We start from the raw sequence: 19,083 nt of genomic DNA, 5'->3' as shown, positions 1-19,083 counted from the left end.
CCCTCGGCCTGCCCTTTCCGTTTACGGTGGAGGGGCCGGGACTGCTCCGGCAGCCGAGACGACATCCGAGGGGCGCTCATGGAAGCCGTGATCCTGATTCTGGGATTGCTCTTTTTCGCGTTCGTGGCCCTCGGGGTGTACGCGGGCATCAAGGCCGTCGGTGCGGCGAAGCGCGGTGTGGACCGCACGATCACCCAGGCGCGCCGCACCGTGGAGGAGACCACGCTGCGGGCGAAGAGCTACGGCCAGTCGGGCGTGGGCGCGGAGCTCGCGCAGCTGCGGCTGGCGCTGCGCACCTCCATGCGGGCCACGCAGGAGGCGCTGCAGCGAGGAGCCGTCGAGGACGCCTCGCTCGCGGAGTCACTGAGCCTCTTCCAGCGGCTGAGCGCGCACGGGCGGGAGCTGGACGAAGAGCTGAAGAGGCTGGAGCGCGAGCCCGACCGGGCGACCGTCGCCTCGCTGCTGCCCGGCCTGAAGCAGCGCACGGAACGGATCACGCACTCCGCGGATTCGCTGCGGTGGGCCGCGCGGGACCGGGCGCGGCGGTTCGTCGACGACGATCTCGACGCGCTGAACGCGCAGATCGACATGGAGGCGGGAGCGCTTCGGCACTGGACGACGGAGGACGACGAACCGGCCCGGCAACAGGAACGGTCCCGGGACGAGGCGGGCCCGCAAGGCCCGCAGGACCCGCAGCGGAAGAGCGGCCCGGCCGACGGCACGGCCCAGGCGATCACGGGCCCGGACCCGCGGCGGGCGGAGTATCCGTGGCAGAAGACGGCACGGCCCGAGACGACGAACTGAGCCGTTCGACGACCCGCAGTGTCAGGACACGCTGACCCGCAGTGTCAGGACATGCTCCTGAACGATCCGGAACGATGCGAAATGATCCTGAGCGATCATTCGGCCGGGGTCGGACTGCCGGGACCGGGGCTCGCCGGGTAACCTCCGGCTCATGTCCCGCCATGTCGCGATCGTCACCGATTCCACGGCCTACCTGCCGCCCGAGACGATGGAGCGGCACGGCATCGCCGCGGTGCCGCTGACCGTCGTTCTCGGGGACCAGGCTCTGGAGGACGGCACCGAGGCCTCGGCCCGTGCCCTCGCGACAGCGCTGCAGAAGCGCCGCCCCGTGACCACTTCCCGGCCCAGCCCGGAGGTCTTCGCCGCCACGTACCGCGCCGCGGCCGAGGCCGGAGCCGCCGGCATCGTCTCGCTGCACCTCTCGGCCGAGATCTCGGGCACGTACGACGCCGCTCTGCTCGCGGCGAAGGAAGCGCCGGTTCCGGTGCGGGTGGTGGACACCGGGATGGTCGCCATGGCCCTGGGATTCTGTGCCCTGGCGGCGGCGGAGACGACGGAGGCGGGCGGGAATCTGGACGAGGCCGTCGCAGTGGCGGAGAAGCGGGCCGAGGGCACCTGCGCGTACTTCTACGTCGACACCCTCGACTATCTGCGCCGAGGGGGCCGGATCGGGGCCGCGCAGGCGCTGCTGGGCTCGGCGCTCGCCGTGAAGCCGCTGCTTCAGCTGGACGACGGCCGCATCGAGCTGCTGGAGAAGGTGCGGACCGCCTCGAAGGCGATCGCCCGGCTGGAGGAGATCGCCGCGGAACGGGCGGGCAGTGCTCGGGTGGACATCGCCGTGCACCACCTGGGGGCACCCGAGCGTGCCGAGCGGCTCGCCGAGCGGTTGTGCGAGCGGGTGCCGGGACTGGTCGATCTGCATGTGAGCGAGGTGGGCGCGGTGATCGGTGCGCACACCGGGCCCGGACTGCTCGGGGCAGTGGTTTCGCCGCGCTGATCGGGGCAGGCCGTCCGGCCCGTCGGCCTCGGGTCCTCACTCCCCGTTTTCACTCCTCGGAGTGGCCGGGATATCCACAACTGGCCGGTTGTCCACCGAAATCAAGGGCGCTCAGCAGGTTCGGGGCGATGTGCCTACCGTCGTGAGGCATGGCTCCTCGATCACATCGTGCAAGCAGTGGAAGCGGCAGCGGCCCCGGCCGTGCCCCGGCAACGGACGGCCGCGCCCGCAGCCGCCCCGGCCGGATGCTCGGCGTCGGCGCCGGGCGAGGCACAGGCCCGGGGCCCGGCCGACGGCGGTTCTCGCGCGGGCGGGACGGTGACGCGGCCGAGGCCGCGCGGCGTCGGGCGGAGGCGCTCATGGGAGGGGCGTACGGCGGGCGGGTCGCGCGCCCCGTACTGGGCGTCGCTCCCGCGCGGGCTCCGGTGGCGGCCGAGGATCCGGCCCCACCGCCGGTGCCGGACCCGCCCCCGCCCCCGGTGCCGGACCCGGATTCGGCACCGGAGACGTTCCGGGGGCCAGGACCCGTCCCGATGCCACCCTCGGCTCCGGCTCCGGTATCGGCGGCGGCGTCGGTTTCGGGCGCGACCACGGCCGGGGGCGTGCCCCCGGTCTCCGGCGGGTCGGGGCGGTGGCGGGAGCGGGTGGTTCCCGCGCTGCGGGAGCGGGTTCCGGTGTGGTTGCAGCTCAGGTGCGGTCTGGAGCCCAAGGCTCTCGCCGCGCTCGCCGTCGTCCTGGTCGCCGCCGGGGTCTTCGCCGCGATGCATTTCTGGTCCGCGCGTCCCCAGGCCGTACGGGCTCCCCGGACGGTCGACGAGGCGGCGGCGCACACCCGGACACCGGCCCCCGCGCAGGGGAACGGCGCAGAGCCCGAGCCGTCACCGGGCCTGCCACCCGCGACAGGTCAGGGCGGGCGCATCGTCGTCGATGTCAGCGGAAAGGTGCGGCGGCCGGGGATCCATGAACTGCCGTCCGGGGCACGGGTCGCCGACGCGCTGCGTGCGGCGGGCGGTGCCCGGGCCGGGACCGATCTCGCCGGGCTCAACCGGGCGCGGTTCCTCATGGACGGGGAGCAGATCGTGGTGGGCGTTCCACCGGGGGCTTCAGCTCCCGGCTCCACCGGACCCTCCACCACCAGTGGTGCGGGAGGAACCGCGGCGGACGGCGGGAACTCCGCGGCCGGACCGGTCAGCCTCAACAACGCCAGCGCCGAACAGCTGGAGACCCTGCCCGGCGTCGGCCCGGTCCTCGCCCGGCACATCGTCGACTACCGCACCCGGCACGGCGGTTTCCGTTCCATCGACGAACTGCGCGAGGTCAATGGGATCGGCGACCGCCGGTTCGCCGATCTCCGGCCGTTGGTGGGGCCATGAGCGATCTGGACGTGCACGCGGCGTCGAGCAGCCGGCTCGGCGCCTCGGAACCCCGGCAGGAGGGGCCGGTCGATCTTCGTCTGGTTCCTCCGGCGGTGGCGGCCTGGGGCGGGGCGGCCCTCGCGCTGAGCGCGCCGGGGAAGTGGACGGTGGCGGGCGTACTGCTCTGCGCCGGCGCGGCGATGGTGCTCCTGGCGGTGTCGGGCCGGTCGGCCACCCGTGCGCTGAGCGGACGGCGAAGGCCGGACAGTGCCGGAGCGCGCGCGGACACCGCACCGGGCGGGCGATCCGCAGGAGCCGGAGGAGGGACGTCGGAGGATGGTGGCGCGGTACGCGACCGGTGGCGGTCGTCCGTCACGGCGACCGCCACCGCTGCGGCGCTGCTCTGCGCGGCGGCCGGTGCCGCATCGGCCGGGCTGCACGGCGCGGACGTACGGCAGGGGCCGGTCCGGACACTGGCCCAGCGGTTCGTGAGGATCGAGGCGGACGTGACGATCACGTCCGATGCCCGGCAGACCGTGCCCAAGGTGCGCGGCGACCACAGCACACCCGCCTCCCTCCTCGTGGATGCCGAGATCACCCGCCTGACCGGACCCGACGGGGCAGTCACCCGGCTGGGCACACCGGTCCTGCTGATCGTTCCGCCTGGCGGACCGACGGGGCAGTGGCAGCAATTGCTCCCCTCCACCCGGCTGCGCGTCACCGGTCGGCTGGCACCACCGCTGCACGAGGGGGAACGCAGTGCCGCCGCCCTGCGGCTGGAGGGCAAGGGCCCGCCGCGCATCACTGGCCCTCCGACCCTTCCGCAGCGCACGGCGGGCGCCCTGCGCGACGGTCTGCGACGGGCGACCGAGCGGCTCGAACCCGATGCGCGGGCGCTGCTGCCGGGACTGGTGGTCGGCGACACCTCCCGGGTCACCCCCGAGCTGCGGGAGGCGTTCAAGGCGGCCGACCTCACCCACCTGACGGCGGTGTCCGGCGCCAACCTGGCGATCCTGCTCGTTCTCCTCATCGGGCCGCCCGGAACGGCACTGCGGGCCGAACGGCGGGGACTGGCACCCCGGTTGGGAATCTCGTTGCGGATGACGGCGTTGCTCGGCGGCGCGCTCACCCTCGCCTTCGTCATCGTCTGCCGCCCCGAGCCGAGCGTCCTGCGGGCGGCGGCCTGCGGATCGATCACGCTGCTCGCCATCGGCACGGGACGCCGCAGATCGCTGATCCCCGCGCTGGCCGCCGCGGTCCTGCTGTTGGTGCTCCACGATCCGTGGCTGGCACGGAGTTACGGCTTCGTCCTCTCCGTCCTGGCCACCGGAGCCCTGCTGACCATCGCCCCGAGGTGGAGCGACGCGTTGCAACGACGCGGGGTCCCGCCGCGGCCGGCCGAGGCGCTGGCCGCGGCCGCCGCGGCGCAGGCGGTGTGCGCGCCGGTCGTCGTGCTGCTCGCCTCCCGGGTCAGCCTGGTGGCGGTCCCGTGCAACCTGCTGGCCGAGTTCGCGGTGGCACCCGCCACCGTCCTCGGGTTCGCCGTGCTCGCCCTGGCGCCGGTGTGCATGCCGGTGGCGGAGCTGCTTGCCCGGGTCGCGGGATGGCCGGCCGGGTGGATCGCCACGGTGGCCCGCACCGGGGCGTCCCTGCCCGGGGCGGAGATCGACTGGCCCGACGGCGCGAAGGGCGCGGTGCTGCTCGCCGGGCTGACGGCCCTGATGGTGCTCCTCGCCCGCCGGTTCGCCCACCATCCCTGGGTCTGTTCGGCCGCCGCGCTGCTGCTGGTCCTCGCGGTGCTGCGTCCGGTGCCGCTCACCCGGGTGCTGACCGGGTGGCCGCCGCCGGGGTGGGCGTTCGCGATGTGCGACGTGGGTCAGGGGGACGCCCTGGTGCTGGCGGCGGGGAACGGTGCCGGGGTGGTCGTCGACGCCGGTCCCGACCCCCGGCCCGTCGACCGGTGCCTGCGGGATCTCGGGGTCACCGAGGTGCCGCTCCTGATCCTGACGCACTTCCACGCGGACCACGTGCGGGGGCTGCCCGGTGTGCTGCGGGGCAGAGCGGTGGGGGCGATCCAGACGACGAGCCTGGACGAACCGCCGGACCAGGTGGCGTTCGTACGGAGAACAGCGGCGGGGGCGGGCGTTCCCCTGGTGCGGGCCGCGCCCGGTGAGCGCCGCCGGATCGGTCCGCTCGACTGGCGGGTCCTGTGGCCCGCGGGCGGCGCCGGCCCCGGTGGGCTGCCGTCGGGCCCGGGAATCGACCCCGTGCCGCGGGAGCCGAACGACGCCAGCGTCACCCTGTACGTCCGGACCGGCGGAGTGTCCCTGTTGCTCCTCGGGGACCTCGAACCCCCGGCCCAGCAGGGGCTGCTGCGCAGACATCCCGCCCTGCCCGAAGCGGATGTGCTCAAGGTCGCCCACCACGGCTCCGCATACCAGGACCCCGCCCTGCTGCGCGGCGTGCATCCGAGGATCGCCCTGGTGAGCGTGGGCCGGGACAACCCCTACGGCCATCCGGCCGCACGTACCCTCGACACGCTCAGAGCCGGTGGTGCGGTGGTGCTGCGTACGGACACCGACGGGGCGATCGCCGTGGCGGGAGCCGGGGCCGGGTTGCGGGCAGTGGGCCGGTCGTGAGCACCGTCCCGCCGGGCGGACGCGCCCGATCGGGGGCGTGGGCGGTCGCCCCTGGATCCGGTCGCCGCCGCGCCCGGTCGGTGTCGTGCCCGGTCGGTTTTGTGCCCGATCGGTGTTGGGGGCGGTGAACGTCACAAGGTGGGGTTGGACACCGGGGCCGGAAGGGGGGTTCGTCGGCGAGGGGCGGGCACGGCGGGGGAGCGGGGAACGGAGTACTCAATTCGGATCTTCGGTAACACCTCGCCCCAAGCCCCTGCGAGCTGCTCTGTTTGCCTCGAACGCCGCAATGGTGGTCGAATGCATGGTCGTCGGTGGGCCGCTGCTCCGACAGAGACGTCCAGCCGCCAGGCCCCAAGGTGAATCACCCGGGGAAGGTGGAAGATGTTCGGTCGTTGGCTGGGGAAGAGGCGGGCGCTGGGTGCGGGGCAGGGCAACGCCCTCGCCGGACTGGAGGTGCCGCACACCGCGGGACTGCTCAGCTGCCGGGTGCTCGACCCCGTCAACGAGATCGTGCCGCAGGCCGAGTTCGTGGTCACGGACGGCTCGGGCCGCAAGGTGTTCCGGGGCGAGACGGACCCGTTCGGCAACGTCCTCGCCACCGTCCCGGCCGGTGAGTACCGACTGGCCGTCACGGCCGAGGGCTTCACCCCGTTCCAGGCCTCGGCCACGGTCGTCGAGAGCGGCCACGCGAGCCTGGGCGACGTGACCCTGCAACTGGCCACGCCTCCGCAGCTGCCCGCGCCGGGGGACTGGGAGGTCGAGCCGATGCACTCGCAGATCGGCTTCACGGCCCGGCACATCGGCCTGGCGCGCATCCACGGCCGGTTCAACACCTTCGCGGGCGCCGTCCGGATCGCCGACCGCATGGAGGACTCGGCCATGCACGTGGTCATCGACGCCTCGTCGATCGACACGAACGTCCAGATGCGCGACGACCACCTGCGGTCCAGCGACTTCCTCGACGTCGGGCGCTATCCGACGATGGAGTTCTACAGCGACCGCTTCGTCCACCGGGGCGGCACCCGCTGGGGCGTGACCGGCGCGCTCACCCTGCACGGCGTCAGCCGTACCGTCACGCTGGACACCCAGTACCTCGGCGTGGGCAACGGCCTGGAGGGCGAGACCCGGGCCGCCTGCCGGGCCACCACGGAGCTGCACCGCGAGGACTTCACGCTCACCTGGCAGACCATGCTGGCCCGCGGCATCGCGGCCATCGGTTCCAGCATCTCCATCGACATGGACATCCAGATCGTCCCCAAGGACTGAGCCCGCCTCCCCGCCCCATGGCTTTCAGGGACCGGGTCCGCGGGCCCACCCGTCAGGGCGCTTCGAGCCAGCCCTCGTACTCCGCGGCGAAGGCGTCGAGCGCCGAGGCGTCCAGCCGCCCCGAGGGGTCCTCCACGACCACCAGCCACTGGGCGTCCTCGGCGTCGTCCTCACCGGCCAGCGCGTCGCGCACGAGCTGAGGCTCCTCCGCGATCCCGAAACGGTCGGCGAGCTCTTCGGCCACCTCCTCCGCGGCGTCGCGGTCGGGCAGCACCAGCACATGTCTCACATCGCTCACCGGCCCATTCTCCCGTACCTCGAGGGCGGTGTTCCCGGGGGAGAGACCCGTCATCCGCCGGTCGTTCCCGGGGCTGTCAGTGGTGCATGGGATGCTGGAGGCGATGGCCACCAGAAAGAACTCCACCGACGACCCGCTCGCTCCCGTCACGCTCGCCGTGGGACAGGAGGACCTGCTCCTGGACCGTGCCGTGCAGCAGGTGGTGGCGGCCGCCCGCGCCTCCGACGCCGACACGGACGTCCGCGACCTCACCTCCGACCAGCTCCAGCCCGGCACCCTCGCCGAGCTGACGAGCCCCTCGCTCTTCGCCGAGCGCAAGGTGGTGATCGTGCGCAATGCGCAGGACCTCTCCGCCGACTCGGTCAAGGACGTCAAGGCGTACCTCGGCGACCCGGTCGAGGAGATCATCCTCGTGCTGCTGCACGCGGGCGGTGCCAAGGGGAAGGGGCTGCTGGACGCGGCGCGCAAGGCAGGGGCGCGGGAGGTCCCCTGCCCGAAGACGACCAAGCCGGCCGAGCGGCTCTCGTTCGTCCGGTCGGAGTTCCGGGCCCTGGGGCGTTCGGCGACGCCCGAGGCGTGCCAGGCGCTGGTCGACGCCATCGGCAGCGATCTGCGGGAGCTGGCGAGCGCGGTCTCGCAGCTCGTCGCGGACGTCGAGGGCACGATCGACGAGGCGGTCGTCGCCCGTTACTACACGGGCCGTGCGGAGGCGTCGAGTTTCACGGTCGCCGACCGTGCCGTGGAAGGGCGGGCTGCGGAGGCGCTCGAAGCGTTGCGCTGGTCGCTGTCGACCGGGGTGGCGCCCGTGCTGATCACCAGCGCGCTGGCCCAGGGGGTCCGGGCCATCGGCAAGCTGTCCTCGGCCCGCGGGGGGCGCCCTGCGGACCTCGCCCGTGAGCTGGGCATGCCGCCGTGGAAGATCGACCGGGTGCGCCAGCAGATGCGCGGGTGGACGCCCGACGGGGTGGCGCTGGCGCTGCGGGCCGTCGCGGACGCCGACGCGGGGGTCAAGGGCGGCGGCGACGATCCGGAGTACGCGCTGGAGAAGGCCGTGGTCGCGGTGGCGAGAGCGGCACGGTCGGGGCGCCAGCGGTAGCGTCAGCGGAAGCGGAGCCGCATCCGTACCGGACGGACCGACGCCGTGCCGGGGCCGGCCGGGTGAACCGTGGCCCCGGCTCATTGACGGCCCGACGGTCCGACAGCCCCACAAGTTCCACAGGCCGACAGCCCGACAGGCCCGGCCCGTACGTCCCGAAGCACAGCGTGGCCCGTACGCCCTGAAGCACAGCGTCCAGCGTGCGGCGTGCAGCGTGCGGGCATGCCGAAGGCCCCGGTCTCGCGCTGGGGAGGGCGGGGCCGGGGCCTTCGGTTCACGCTTGGTGCGCCGCACCCGCGTGGCGAACGCAGGTTCGGTGTGCGGCGCGGGGTGCCGGTCGGGAACGGGAGAGAGGGCCCGCTTGGTCCGTTCCGGCGATCAGGTCAGAATGCTCAGCCCTGGAGGGAGGCCACCTTGGAAGCCAGCGCCGACTTCTTGTTGGCGGCGGCGTTCTTGTGGATGACACCCTTCGAGACGGCCTTGTCCAGCGCGCGGGAGGCGTCGCGAGCGGCCGTGGTGGCCTTCTCGACGTCACCGGCGGCGGCAGCCTCACGGGCCTTGCGGATAGCGGTCTTGAGCGAGGACTTGACGGCCTTGTTGCGCAGGCGCGCCTTCTCGTTCGTCTTGTTCCGCTTGATCTGGGACTTGATGTTCGCCACGAAAAGAGCCTTTTCAGGTTCGTTGGATCTTCGATGTGCGCCTCCCGGCCCGGCAGGGTCGCGAGACACAGCTGTCAACGGTACCAGCCCGGCTCCGACCGGCCCAAACCGGTCTCCGCCCCGCAACCATGGGACGATGGAGGCTACGTATCGATCCGACCGAACCGACATCGACCCGAGACACGGCGTTCGGCGTCTCAAGAATCAGGACCCTGCGTGCCCGCGACTCCTACCAACGTGCCCGAGCCGAGCCGTACCGACCCGGCGCTGATCCGCAACTTCTGCATCATCGCGCACATCGACCACGGCAAGTCGACCCTCGCCGACCGGATGCTCCAGCTGACCGGCGTGGTCGACCAGCGGCAGATGCGTGCTCAGTACCTCGACCGGATGGACATCGAGCGCGAGCGCGGCATCACCATCAAGTCCCAGGCGGTGCGTCTGCCCTGGGCCCCCACCACGGGCGAGGACCAGGGCCGCACCCACGTCCTCAACATGATCGACACTCCGGGCCACGTGGACTTCACCTACGAGGTCTCCCGTTCGCTCGCCGCCTGCGAGGGCACGATCCTGCTGGTGGACGCCGCACAGGGCATCGAGGCCCAGACCCTGGCCAACCTCTACCTGGCGATGGAGAACGACCTCACCATCGTCCCGGTGCTCAACAAGATCGATCTGCCGGCCGCGCAGCCCGAGAAGTTCTCCGAGGAGCTGGCGAACCTCATCGGCTGCCAGCCGGAGGACGTGCTCAAGGTCTCCGCGAAGACCGGCGTGGGCGTGGACGCGCTGCTCGACCGGGTGGTCAAGGACGTTCCGGCCCCGGTCGGGGTGGCGGACGCCCCGGCCCGCGCGATGATCTTCGACTCGGTCTACGACTCGTACCGCGGCGTCGTCACGTACGTCCGTGTCGTCGACGGACAGCTCAACAAGCGTGAGCGCATCAGGATGATGTCCACCGGCGCCGCCCACGAGCTGCTGGAGATCGGGGTGTCCTCCCCGGAGATGACCCCGGCCGACGGCCTCGGCGTGGGCGAGGTCGGCTACATCATCACCGGTGTGAAGGACGTCCGGCAGTCCAAGGTCGGTGACACCATCACCTCCCTGAACAAGGGCGCGACCGAGGCGCTGGGCGGCTACAAGGACCCCAAGCCGATGGTGTTCTCGGGGCTGTACCCGCTGGACGGGTCGGACTATCCGGACCTGCGCGAGGCGCTCGACAAGCTCCAGCTCAACGACGCCGCCCTGGTGTACGAGCCGGAGACCTCCGCGGCCCTCGGCTTCGGCTTCCGCGTCGGCTTCCTCGGCCTGCTCCACCTCGACGTGATCCGGGAGCGCCTGGAGCGCGAGTTCGGTCTCGACCTGATCGCCACCGCCCCCAACGTGGTCTACCGCGTCGACATGGAGGACGGCACCGAACACACGGTCACGAACCCGAGCGAGTTCCCCGAGGGCAAGATCGACAAGGTGCACGAGCCCGTCGTGCGCGCCACGATCCTGGCCCCCAGCGAGTTCATCGGCGCGATCATGGAGCTCTGCCAGAACCGGCGCGGCACCCTGCTCGGCATGGACTACCTCTCCGAGGACCGGGTCGAGATCCGCTACACCCTGCCGCTCGCCGAGATCGTCTTCGACTTCTTCGACCAGCTGAAGTCCAAGACCCGGGGCTACGCCTCCCTCGACTACGAGCCCACCGGCGAGCAGACCGCCCAGCTCGTCAAGGTCGACATCCTGCTGCACGGCGACAAGGTCGACGCCTTCTCCGCGGTCACGCACAAGGACAAGGCGTACGCATACGGCGTGCGGCTCGTCGCCAAGCTGCGCGAACTGATCCCGCGGCAGAACTTCGAGGTGCCGATCCAGGCCGCCATCGGGTCCCGGGTCATCGCCCGTGAGACCGTCCGCGCCATCCGCAAGGACGTCCTCGCCAAGTGCTACGGCGGTGACATCTCCCGCAAGCGGAAGCTGCTGGAGAAGCAGAAGGAAGGCAAGAAGCGGATGAAGATGGTCGGCAACGTGGAGGTGCCGCAGGAGGCCTTCATCGCCGTGCTGTCGACGGACGAGTCGGCCGGGGACGGCAAGGGCAAGAAGTAGCCCGCCCGCTCCCGCCGGGTGACGGCCGAAGGGCCCCTGTGCCGCAGCGTGCTGCGGCACAGGGGCCTGTTCGTTATGAAGCGGCGGCCCCTTGCCCCTTACGCGGCGGACGCGGGCGCTCTACCCTGATCACGGCTTCGTAGTTACTCGCCAGTTAAACAAGGGGGCCGGGCGCAGTCGGGACCGGCCCCGCGGGATCGGGCAGGAACGCACGGGATCCAGCAGGAAGCAGACGTACGCAGAAACAGGGGCGTGCGCGGGAACGCAGGAACGCAGAAGTACGTAGGAACACAGACGCACGTAGGAACGCGGACGTACGCAGGAACGTGGACATCGGCAGGAACGCGGACGTACGCAGGAACGTGGACGTGATGCGGGAACGCAGACGTGCACAGGAGCACACGTAGGAACAAGAACAAGAGCAAGCAACAGCAGTCAGCAGCAATCCGTAGTAATCAGCGGTAATCAGCAGCCGGTCGTGAAGTACTGCCGCAGGCCCGGAGGACGTCGTGAGCGACACACTGACCTTGATCGAGAACCGACCGCCCTCCGTGGCGAATCTCTTCGCCGACCGTGTGGCGGCCACCCCGGACGCGGAGGCGTACCGCTACCCCGTCCCCTCGGCCACCGGCCAGGGTCCCGATGAGTGGAAGTCGCTGAGCTGGGCGCAGGCCGCCGAGCGGGTCCACGCCATCGCGGCCGGGCTCATCGGGCTGGGCGTGCGGCCGGAGGAGCGGGTCGCGCTCGCCTCCAGCACGCGGGTGGAGTGGATCCTCGTCGACCTCGGTGTGATGTGCGCGGGCGCCGCCACCACCACGGTCTACCCGTCGACCAACGCCGAGGAGTCGGCGTTCATCCTCTCCGACTCCGAGAGCCGGGTGCTGATCGCCGAGGACGCCGGCCAGCTGGCCAAGGCCCGTGAGCGCCGCGCCGAGCTGCCGAACCTCGCCCACGTCGTCGTCATCGACCCCGAGGGGGCCGAACCCGTCGACGACGACCCCGAGGGCTGGGTGCTCACCCTGGCCGCCCTGGAGGCCCTCGGCCGGGACCACCTGGCGAAGAACCCCGAGGCGATCAAGGAACGCGTCGCCGCCATCACCTCCGACCAACTGGCCACCCTGATCTACACCTCGGGCACCACCGGCCGCCCCAAGGGCGTGCGCCTGCCGCACGACAGCTGGTCGTACATGGCCAAGGCCACCGTCTCGACCGGCCTGATCACCAAGGACGACGTCCAGTACCTCTGGCTGCCGCTCGCGCACGTCTTCGGCAAGGTCCTCACCTCCGGCCAGATCGAGGTCGGCCACGTCACCGCGGTCGACGGCCGGGTCGACAAGATCATCGAGAACCTGCCGGTGGTCCAGCCGACGTACATGGCCGCCGTCCCCCGCATCTTCGAGAAGGTCTACAACGGGGTCGCCGCCAAGGCACGGGCCGGCGGCGGGGCCAAGTACAAGATCTTCCAGTGGGCGGCCGGAGTCGCCCGCGAGTACGCCACGGTCTCGCAGGACAACTTCCGGCGCACCGGCAAGTCCTCCGTCCCGTTCGCGCTCGGCGCCAAGCACAAGGTCGCCGACACCCTCGTCTTCGCCAAGATCCGCGAGGCGTTCGGCGGCCGGCTGCGCGCCTGCATCTCCGGCTCCGCCGCGCTCGCCCCCGACATCGGCTTCTTCTTCGCGGGCGCCGGCATCCACATCCTGGAGGGCTACGGCCTCACCGAGTCCAGCGCCGCCTCCTTCGTCAACCCGGGCGAGGCCTACCGCACCGGCACCGTCGGCAAGCCGCTCCCCGGCACCGAGGTCCGGATCGCCGACGACGGCGAGATCCTGCTGCGCGGCCCCGGCATCATGCAGGGCTACCACGGGCAGCCGGAGAAGACCACCGAGGTGCTGGAGCCGGACGGCTGGTTCCACACCGGTGACATCGGCGAGCTGTCCGTGGACGGCTACCTGCGGATCACCGACCGCAAGAAGGACCTGATCAAGACGTCCGTCGGCAAGTACATCGCCCCGGCGGAGGTCGAGGGGCAGTTCAAGGCGGTCTGCCCGTTCGTCTCCAACATCCTGGTGCACGGCGCGGACCGAAACTTCTGCACCGCCCTGATCGCGCTCGACGAGCCCACCATCCTCGGCTGGGCCGCCGAGAACGGCCTGGGCGGGAAGAGCTACGCCGAAGTGGTGGCCTCCCCGCAGGTCGTCGCGCTCATCGAGGGCTACGTGAAGCGGCTCAACGAGGGGCTGCAGCGCTGGCAGACCATCAAGAAGTTCCGGCTGCTGCCGCGCGACCTCGACATCGAGCACGGCGAGCTGACGCCCAGTCTGAAGCTGAAGCGACCGGTCGTCGAGCGCACGTACAAGGACCTCATCGACGACATGTACGCCGGGGCCCGCGAGGCGTAGGACCGCGGGCGCGGGGCCCCGAGGCACGGGGCCGCGCGTGCGCGGGGCCCGCGAGGGGCAGGACGGCCCTCGCGGGCCGGCCGCACGGTGCGGTCGGCTTCCGTTCCGACACGCTCACTTTCTCTGCTCACTTCGGCAACTCGTTGCTTATGGGCATGGTCCATCTGTCACTCTGTCGGTGGCGTCAGCGCCGCCCGGCGAGAACAGACAACCAACCCGACGAGAACAGACAGCCAGAACGAGAACAGACAGAGCGAGAACAGGTCAGGAGCTGCACCGTGGGGTCAATTCCCTTGCAGCGGGACATCGTCCAGCGTCCCGGAACCCCCGTCGGCCATGCGGATGCGCAGCCGGTCGCCCATACGTCCCTGCCCGGAAACCTCCTCGCGCCCTCCGCCGCCCGCAGGTTCGTCCGGGCCGCGCTCGACGAGTGGGCCGGACTCGGGCTGCCGGCGGCCGTGGGCTGCAGCGAGCGCCTGGCCGACGACGCCGAGGTCGTCGTCAGCGAACTGGTCACCAACGCCGTCGTGCACGCCGGAACCAACGTGGAGCTGCTCGCCCGGCTGGAGGAGGCCGTCGAGGGCGAATCCGCGGCCCTGGTGCTGGAGGTGTCGGACCACCACCCGGCCCGCGCCGTGCGCAGCGACCGGCCGGAGTCCGGCAGCGTGGCGGAGGCGGCGCAGAGCGCCACGGTCCTCGGCTTCGACGAACCCGCCGACCACGGCCGCGGGCTCCAGCTCGTGGGCACCCTCGCCGAACGCTGGGGCATCACCTACCGCACCGGCCTCAAGACCGTCTGGGCCCGGCTCCCGGTGGACGACTGGAGCCCGTTCCCGGAGCCGTCCACCGACCCCGGCCCGGGGTTCCAGCAGGGACTGCGCGACGCCGAACTGCTCGCCCCCACCGCCCGCCGCGCCCTGCGCGACGACGCGGACTGGGCCGGCCGCGGCGCGCTCTCGTTCCTCGCCGAGGCGTCGGACCTGCTCGCCGGCCAGCTCGACGAGGACATCGTCGCCGCGCTCTCCGGACAGTTACTGGTACCCAGACTCGCCGACTGGTGCGCGATCTGGCTGGAACCCGAGAACGGCGGCCCCTCGGCCGTGCCCCGGCTCGCCAGCGTCTGGCACCGCGACGAGGCCGAGACCGCACAGCTGCGCGCACTGCTGGAACAGGACCCGATCCGGCTCCCCGAACGAGTCGGCACCGGGCCCGTCTCCATGCCCTGGCCCGGAGGGGAGGAGGACGCCGAGAAGCCCGAGGAGCCCGAGGCGAGCGCCCTCGCCTACCGGATCACCTCCGGCGGCCGGACGCTCGGCGCCGTGCTCCTGGGGCGGGAGGGCCTCGTCCGCGTCCCCGACGAGGTGGCCGCGCTGATCGAGGACTTCGTGCGCCGGGTCGGCCTCGCCGTCGGCGCCGCCCGCGAGTACACCCGGCAGGCCACCATCAGCCGCATCCTGCAGCGCGCCCTGCTGCCCGGCAAGGTCGCCGACATACCCGGCGTCACCAGCTCGCTGGTGTACGAACCCAGCGACGACGGCGTGGTCGGCGGCGACTTCTACGACATCTTCCCGTGCCCCGGCGACCGCTGGTGCTTCGTCCTCGGCGACGTCCAGGGCAGCGGGCCCGAGGCCGCCGTGGTCACCGGCCTCGCCCGGCCCTGGCTGCGGCTGCTGGCCCGCGAGGGCTTCGGCGTCGGCGAGGTCCTGGACCGGCTCAACCGGCTGCTCCTCGACGACGCGATGGAGGCGGCCGAGGCCGCCGCGCTCATGGTGGCCGCGGCGGGCGGCCAGCAGACGGCGGACACCGGACAGTCCCGCTTCCTGTCCCTGCTGTACGGGGAGCTGGTGCCGCTGCCCGACGGCGGGGTGCGCTGCACCGTCGCCAGCGCCGGCCACCCGCTGCCGCTGCTGCTGCGGCCCGACGGCGAGGTGCGCCCGGCCGCCGAGCCGCAGATGCTGCTCGGACTCTTCGACGACGTCGCGTACGAGAGCCAGAGCTTCGAGCTGGCACCGGGCGACAGCCTGCTGTGCGTCACGGACGGGGTGACGGAGCGGCGCTGCGGGCCGCTGATGTTCGACGACGGGGACGGGCTGGCCCGGGCCCTGTCCGGCTGCTCCGGCCTGTCGGCGGACGGCATAGCGGACCGGATCAAGCGGGCCGTGCACGAGTTCGCCGAGCGGCCGCCCGACGACGACCTGGCCCTGCTGGTGCTCCAGGCGGGGTGAGGTCCTCGTCGGGCGGGCGCGGGCTTCGTACGGCCGGGGCCGGGCCGGCTCCGGTACGGCTTCGACCGGCTTCGGTACGCCCCTACCGGCCCCGGCGCGGGCGGCGGCCGGTACCGGGGCTCGTGGTCGCGGCCGGCACCGGGGCCCGGCGGCCGTGACCCGTGGTCCAGCGACCGTGGCCCAGCGATCATGGCCCGGGGCCCAGTGATCATGGCCATGGCCCGGATGCCCCGGGCGGCGAGTGACAATGGGCGGTATGCCTTCCGTACTTCCCGATGGTGAACCCGTACCCGACGACGGGGCGCTGCCCCGCCATGCCCTGGAAGGCGCCGCCGACCGGCCGCTCGGCTTCTACCTGCACGTCCCGTACTGCGCGACCCGCTGCGGCTACTGCGACTTCAACACCTACACCGCGACCGAGCTGCGCGGCTCCGGCGGGGCGCTGGCCTCCCGGGACAACTACGCCGAGCACCTGATCGGCGAGGTCCGCCAGGCCCGCAAGGTCCTCGGCGACGACCCGCGCCCGGTCCGCACGGTCTTCGTCGGCGGCGGGACGCCGACCCTGCTGGCCGCCGCCGACCTGGTCCGGATGCTGGGGGCGATCCGGGAGGAGTTCGGGTTCGCGGACGACGCCGAGATCACCACCGAGGCCAATCCGGAGTCCGTCGGTCCGGCCTATCTCGCCGAACTCCGCGAGGGCGGCTTCAACCGGATCTCGTTCGGGATGCAGAGCGCACGGCAGCACGTGCTGAAGATCCTGGACCGCACGCACACGCCGGGACGGCCCGAGGCGTGCGTGGCCGAGGCCCGGGAGGCCGGCTTCGAGCACGTCAACCTCGACCTGATCTACGGCACGCCGGGGGAGTCCGACGACGACTGGCGGGCCTCGCTGGACGCGGCGATCGGGGCGGGGCCGGACCACGTGTCGGCGTACGCGCTGATCGTCGAGGAGGGCACGCAGCTCGCCCGCCGCATCCGGCGCGGCGAGGTCCCCATGACCGACGACGACGTCCATGCCGACCGGTACCTGATCGCGGACGAGGCGATGGCCGCGGCCGGCTTCTCCTGGTACGAGGTGTCGAACTGGGCCCGCACGCCCGAGGGCCGGTGCCTGCACAACGAGCTGTACTGGCGCGGGGCCGACTGGTGGGGCGCCGGGCCCGGGGCGCACAGCCACGTCGGCGGGGTGCGCTGGTGGAACGTGAAGCACCCCGGGGCGTACGCGCAGGCCCTGGCCGAGGGCCGCTCGCCCGGGGCCGGGCGCGAGATCCTCTCCGCGGAGGACCGCCGGGTCGAACGGATCCTGCTGGAGCTGCGGCTCGCGGACGGCTGCCCGCTGTCCCTGCTGGCCCCGGCGGGACTGGCCGCCTCCCGGCGCGCCCTGGCGGACGGCCTCCTGGAGCCCGGCCCGTACGAGCGGGGGAGCGCGGTGCTCACGTTGCGGGGGCGGTTGCTGGCGGACGCGGTGGTGCGGGACCTGGTGGACTGAGGGGGCCGGGACGGGGCGGCCCCCCGCCCCTCAGCCGCCGGAGGGGCCCGTGGCGGGCGCCGTCACGAAGTCGATCAGGTGCTCCACCGAGCCCAGCAGGGACGGTTCCAGGTCCCGGTACGAGCGGACCGCGGACAGGATGTGCCGCCAGGCCGCGCCGGTGTTCTCCGGCCAGCCGAGCGCGCGGCACACACCGGTCTTCCAGTCCTGGCCGCGCGGCACCACCGGCCAGGCCGGGATGCCCACGGAGGACGGCTTCACCGCCTCCCACACGTCGATGTAGGGGTGCCCCACCACCAGGACGTCCGCGCCGGACACCCGCTCGGCGATCCGGGACTCCTTGGAGCCGGGCACCAGGTGGTCGACCAGGACGCCCAGCCTGGCGTCCGGGCCGGGGGAGAACTCGCGCACGAGGGCCGGGAGGTCGTCGACGCCCTCCAGGTACTCGACGACCACGCCCTCGATCCGCAGATCGTCGCCCCAGACCCGCTCGACCAGCTCCGCGTCGTGCCGGCCCTCCACGTAGATCCGGCCCGCCCGTGCGACCCGGGCGCGGGCCCCCGGGACCGCGATCGAGCCCGAGGCGGTGCGCGCGGGGCGCGCCGGGGCGGCGGCCGAGGGGCGCACGAGCGTGACCACCTCACCCTCCAGCAGGAAGCCGCACGGCTCCATCGGGAACACCCGGTGCTTGCCGAACCGGTCCTCCAGGGTCACCGTCGGCCCCTGGGCGGTCTTCTCGCAGCGGATCACCGCCCCGCAGAATCCGGTCGAGACCTCCTCCACGACCAGATCGGGCTCGGCGGGGACCTCGGGAACGGGGGCGGACCTCTTCCACGGCGGGGTCAGGTCCGGCTGGTAGCTGCGCATCGAACGACGATAGGACGAGCCCGGGTCACGACACGCCGAAGCGCCCGGCCAGTTGCCCGCGCTGCTCCCGTACGAACGCCGCGTCCACCACCGCCCCGTGCCCCGGTACGTACACGGCGTCCTCGCCGCCCAGCTCCAGCAGCCGGTCCAGGGCGGCCGGCCAGCGGGCCGGGAACGCGTCCGAGCCCGCCTGCGGCTCGCCGGACTCCTCGACCAGGTCCCCGCAGAGCACGATCGCGGGGGAGCCGGGCACCACCGCCACCAGGTCGTGGCCGCTGTGCGCGCGGCCGATGTCGACCAGCAGCACCTCGCGCCCGCCGCCCAGATCGAGCGTCCGCTCCCCGCACACCCGGTGCCGCGGCACCACCAGCGCGTCGACCGCCTCCGTCGCCTCGTGCTCGGAGACCCCCTGACGCACCGCGGAGAGGCGCAGGTCCTCCGCCTCGCGCCGCATCGTCTCCGCCGCGCCGGCCGCCCCGTACACCTCGGCGCCGGAGAACGCGGCGGTGCCCAGCACATGATCGAAGTGGGGGTGGCTGAGTGCGATATGCGTCACCCTCCGGCCCAGCAGGGCCTGCGCCTGGGCCCGCAGTTCCGCGCCCTCGCGGAGCGACGAACCGGTGTCGTACAGCAGCACTCCGTCCGCTCCGGCCACCAGCGCGACCGTCGCGTCCCAGCCGGGAAGGCGCCGCCTTCCCACTCCGTGACCGAGTCGCTCCCAGCCGAACTCTTCCCAAGAGACGTTCATACCGCGACGCTATCGGCAGCCACCTGCGAAAGTCTCGCAGTGGTGTGGCCGGTCGCCCTTGCTAGGTCCCCACTCGGCCGCCGTACACTGACCGGGGGATTGCTGGCACTCGCGATGACAGAGTGCCAGGGGGATTCCCGGGAAAGAACC

The 19,083-nt window shown here is 72.5% G+C and carries 14 protein-coding genes; 10 read left to right on the top strand and 4 right to left on the bottom strand.

Annotated elements, in window-relative coordinates:
- Positions 1-78 precede the first annotated feature (78 nt).
- The 5 genes from OCT49_RS09955 (at position 79) to OCT49_RS09935 (ending at position 7,061) form a co-directional block, all read left to right on the top strand.
- Positions 79-804, top strand: a complete 726-nt coding sequence (locus OCT49_RS09955) for a hypothetical protein (protein ID WP_283851526.1) — start codon at positions 79-81, stop codon at positions 802-804.
- A 151-nt stretch (positions 805-955) separates the two neighbouring features.
- Positions 956-1,801: a DegV family protein gene (locus OCT49_RS09950; RefSeq protein ID WP_283851525.1), complete on the top strand. Its 846-nt coding sequence runs from the start codon at positions 956-958 to the stop codon at positions 1,799-1,801.
- Positions 1,802-2,403: 602 nt separating this feature from the next.
- Positions 2,404-3,174, top strand: a complete 771-nt coding sequence (locus tag OCT49_RS39820; protein ID WP_349632781.1) for a helix-hairpin-helix domain-containing protein — start codon at positions 2,404-2,406, stop codon at positions 3,172-3,174.
- Positions 3,171-5,795, top strand: a complete 2,625-nt coding sequence (locus OCT49_RS09940; protein ID WP_283851523.1) for a ComEC/Rec2 family competence protein — start codon at positions 3,171-3,173, stop codon at positions 5,793-5,795. Before OCT49_RS39820 ends, OCT49_RS09940 begins: the two co-directional genes overlap by 4 nt.
- A 381-nt stretch (positions 5,796-6,176) precedes the next feature.
- Positions 6,177-7,061, top strand: coding sequence for a YceI family protein (locus OCT49_RS09935; protein ID WP_283851522.1), 885 nt, complete (start codon positions 6,177-6,179; stop codon positions 7,059-7,061).
- Positions 7,062-7,113: 52 nt separating this feature from the next.
- Here the strand turns inward: OCT49_RS09935 and OCT49_RS09930 are convergent, their stop codons facing one another.
- A complete protein-coding gene (locus OCT49_RS09930; protein WP_283851521.1) occupies positions 7,114-7,359 on the bottom strand; it encodes a hypothetical protein in 246 nt (81 codons plus the stop codon).
- Positions 7,360-7,462: 103 nt separating this feature from the next.
- Between OCT49_RS09930 and holA the strand changes: the two genes are divergently transcribed.
- Entirely contained in the window at positions 7,463-8,455 is a 993-nt protein-coding gene (gene holA, locus OCT49_RS09925; protein WP_283851520.1) for a DNA polymerase III subunit delta, read from the top strand.
- A 392-nt stretch (positions 8,456-8,847) separates the two neighbouring features.
- Here holA and rpsT read toward each other — a convergent pair whose 3' ends face one another.
- Positions 8,848-9,114 carry a 30S ribosomal protein S20 gene (gene rpsT / locus OCT49_RS09920; protein ID WP_124717766.1) on the bottom strand — a complete coding sequence of 89 codons (267 nt, stop codon included), beginning with the start codon at positions 9,112-9,114 and terminating at the stop codon, positions 8,848-8,850.
- A 216-nt stretch (positions 9,115-9,330) separates the two neighbouring features.
- On the opposite strand from rpsT, the gene lepA reads away from it, so the two are divergent.
- From lepA to hemW, 4 genes are all read left to right on the top strand, one after another.
- On the top strand, positions 9,331-11,205 hold the full coding sequence (gene lepA, locus OCT49_RS09915) for a translation elongation factor 4 (protein WP_283851519.1): 1,875 nt from the start codon (positions 9,331-9,333) through the stop codon (positions 11,203-11,205).
- Positions 11,206-11,714: 509 nt separating this feature from the next.
- On the top strand, positions 11,715-13,604 hold the full coding sequence (locus tag OCT49_RS09910; RefSeq protein WP_283851518.1) for an AMP-dependent synthetase/ligase: 1,890 nt from the start codon (positions 11,715-11,717) through the stop codon (positions 13,602-13,604).
- 293 nt (positions 13,605-13,897) lie between these two features.
- Positions 13,898-15,829, top strand: coding sequence for an ATP-binding SpoIIE family protein phosphatase (locus OCT49_RS09905; protein WP_283855740.1), 1,932 nt, complete (start codon positions 13,898-13,900; stop codon positions 15,827-15,829).
- 247 nt (positions 15,830-16,076) lie between these two features.
- Positions 16,077-17,318 carry a radical SAM family heme chaperone HemW gene (hemW, locus tag OCT49_RS09900; RefSeq protein ID WP_283851517.1) on the top strand — a complete coding sequence of 414 codons (1,242 nt, stop codon included), beginning with the start codon at positions 16,077-16,079 and terminating at the stop codon, positions 17,316-17,318.
- A gap of 30 nt (positions 17,319-17,348) precedes the next feature.
- Here hemW and OCT49_RS09895 read toward each other — a convergent pair whose 3' ends face one another.
- Positions 17,349-18,185 (bottom strand): DUF3097 domain-containing protein, encoded by an 837-nt coding sequence (locus OCT49_RS09895; RefSeq protein WP_283851516.1) that lies wholly within the window; start codon positions 18,183-18,185, stop codon positions 17,349-17,351.
- Positions 18,186-18,210: 25 nt separating this feature from the next.
- Positions 18,211-18,933 carry an MBL fold metallo-hydrolase gene (locus OCT49_RS09890; protein WP_283851515.1) on the bottom strand — a complete coding sequence of 241 codons (723 nt, stop codon included), beginning with the start codon at positions 18,931-18,933 and terminating at the stop codon, positions 18,211-18,213.
- Positions 18,934-19,083: the final 150 nt, after the last annotated feature.

It is taken from the genome of Streptomyces sp. ML-6 (genome assembly GCF_030116705.1).
Lineage (GTDB): Bacteria > Actinomycetota > Actinomycetes > Streptomycetales > Streptomycetaceae > Streptomyces.
Note: the sequence above shows the minus strand (reverse complement) of the source record. Positions and strands in the feature narration are given on the sequence as shown.

Excerpts from the sequence above, each read along its gene's own strand:
- OCT49_RS09895 (WP_283851516.1), bottom strand. The coding sequence starts at position 18,185 with ATGCGCAGCTACCAGCCGGACCTGACCCCGCCGTGGAAGAGGTCCGCC.
- OCT49_RS09955 (WP_283851526.1), top strand. The coding sequence starts at position 79 with ATGGAAGCCGTGATCCTGATTCTGGGATTGCTCTTTTTCGCGTTCGTG.
- OCT49_RS09890 (WP_283851515.1), bottom strand. The coding sequence starts at position 18,933 with ATGAACGTCTCTTGGGAAGAGTTCGGCTGGGAGCGACTCGGTCACGGA.
- OCT49_RS09940 (WP_283851523.1), top strand. The coding sequence starts at position 3,171 with ATGAGCGATCTGGACGTGCACGCGGCGTCGAGCAGCCGGCTCGGCGCC.
- OCT49_RS09935 (WP_283851522.1), top strand. The coding sequence starts at position 6,177 with ATGTTCGGTCGTTGGCTGGGGAAGAGGCGGGCGCTGGGTGCGGGGCAG.
- OCT49_RS09950 (WP_283851525.1), top strand. The coding sequence starts at position 956 with ATGTCCCGCCATGTCGCGATCGTCACCGATTCCACGGCCTACCTGCCG.
- holA (WP_283851520.1), top strand. The coding sequence starts at position 7,463 with ATGGCCACCAGAAAGAACTCCACCGACGACCCGCTCGCTCCCGTCACG.
- hemW (WP_283851517.1), top strand. The coding sequence starts at position 16,077 with ATGGGCGGTATGCCTTCCGTACTTCCCGATGGTGAACCCGTACCCGAC.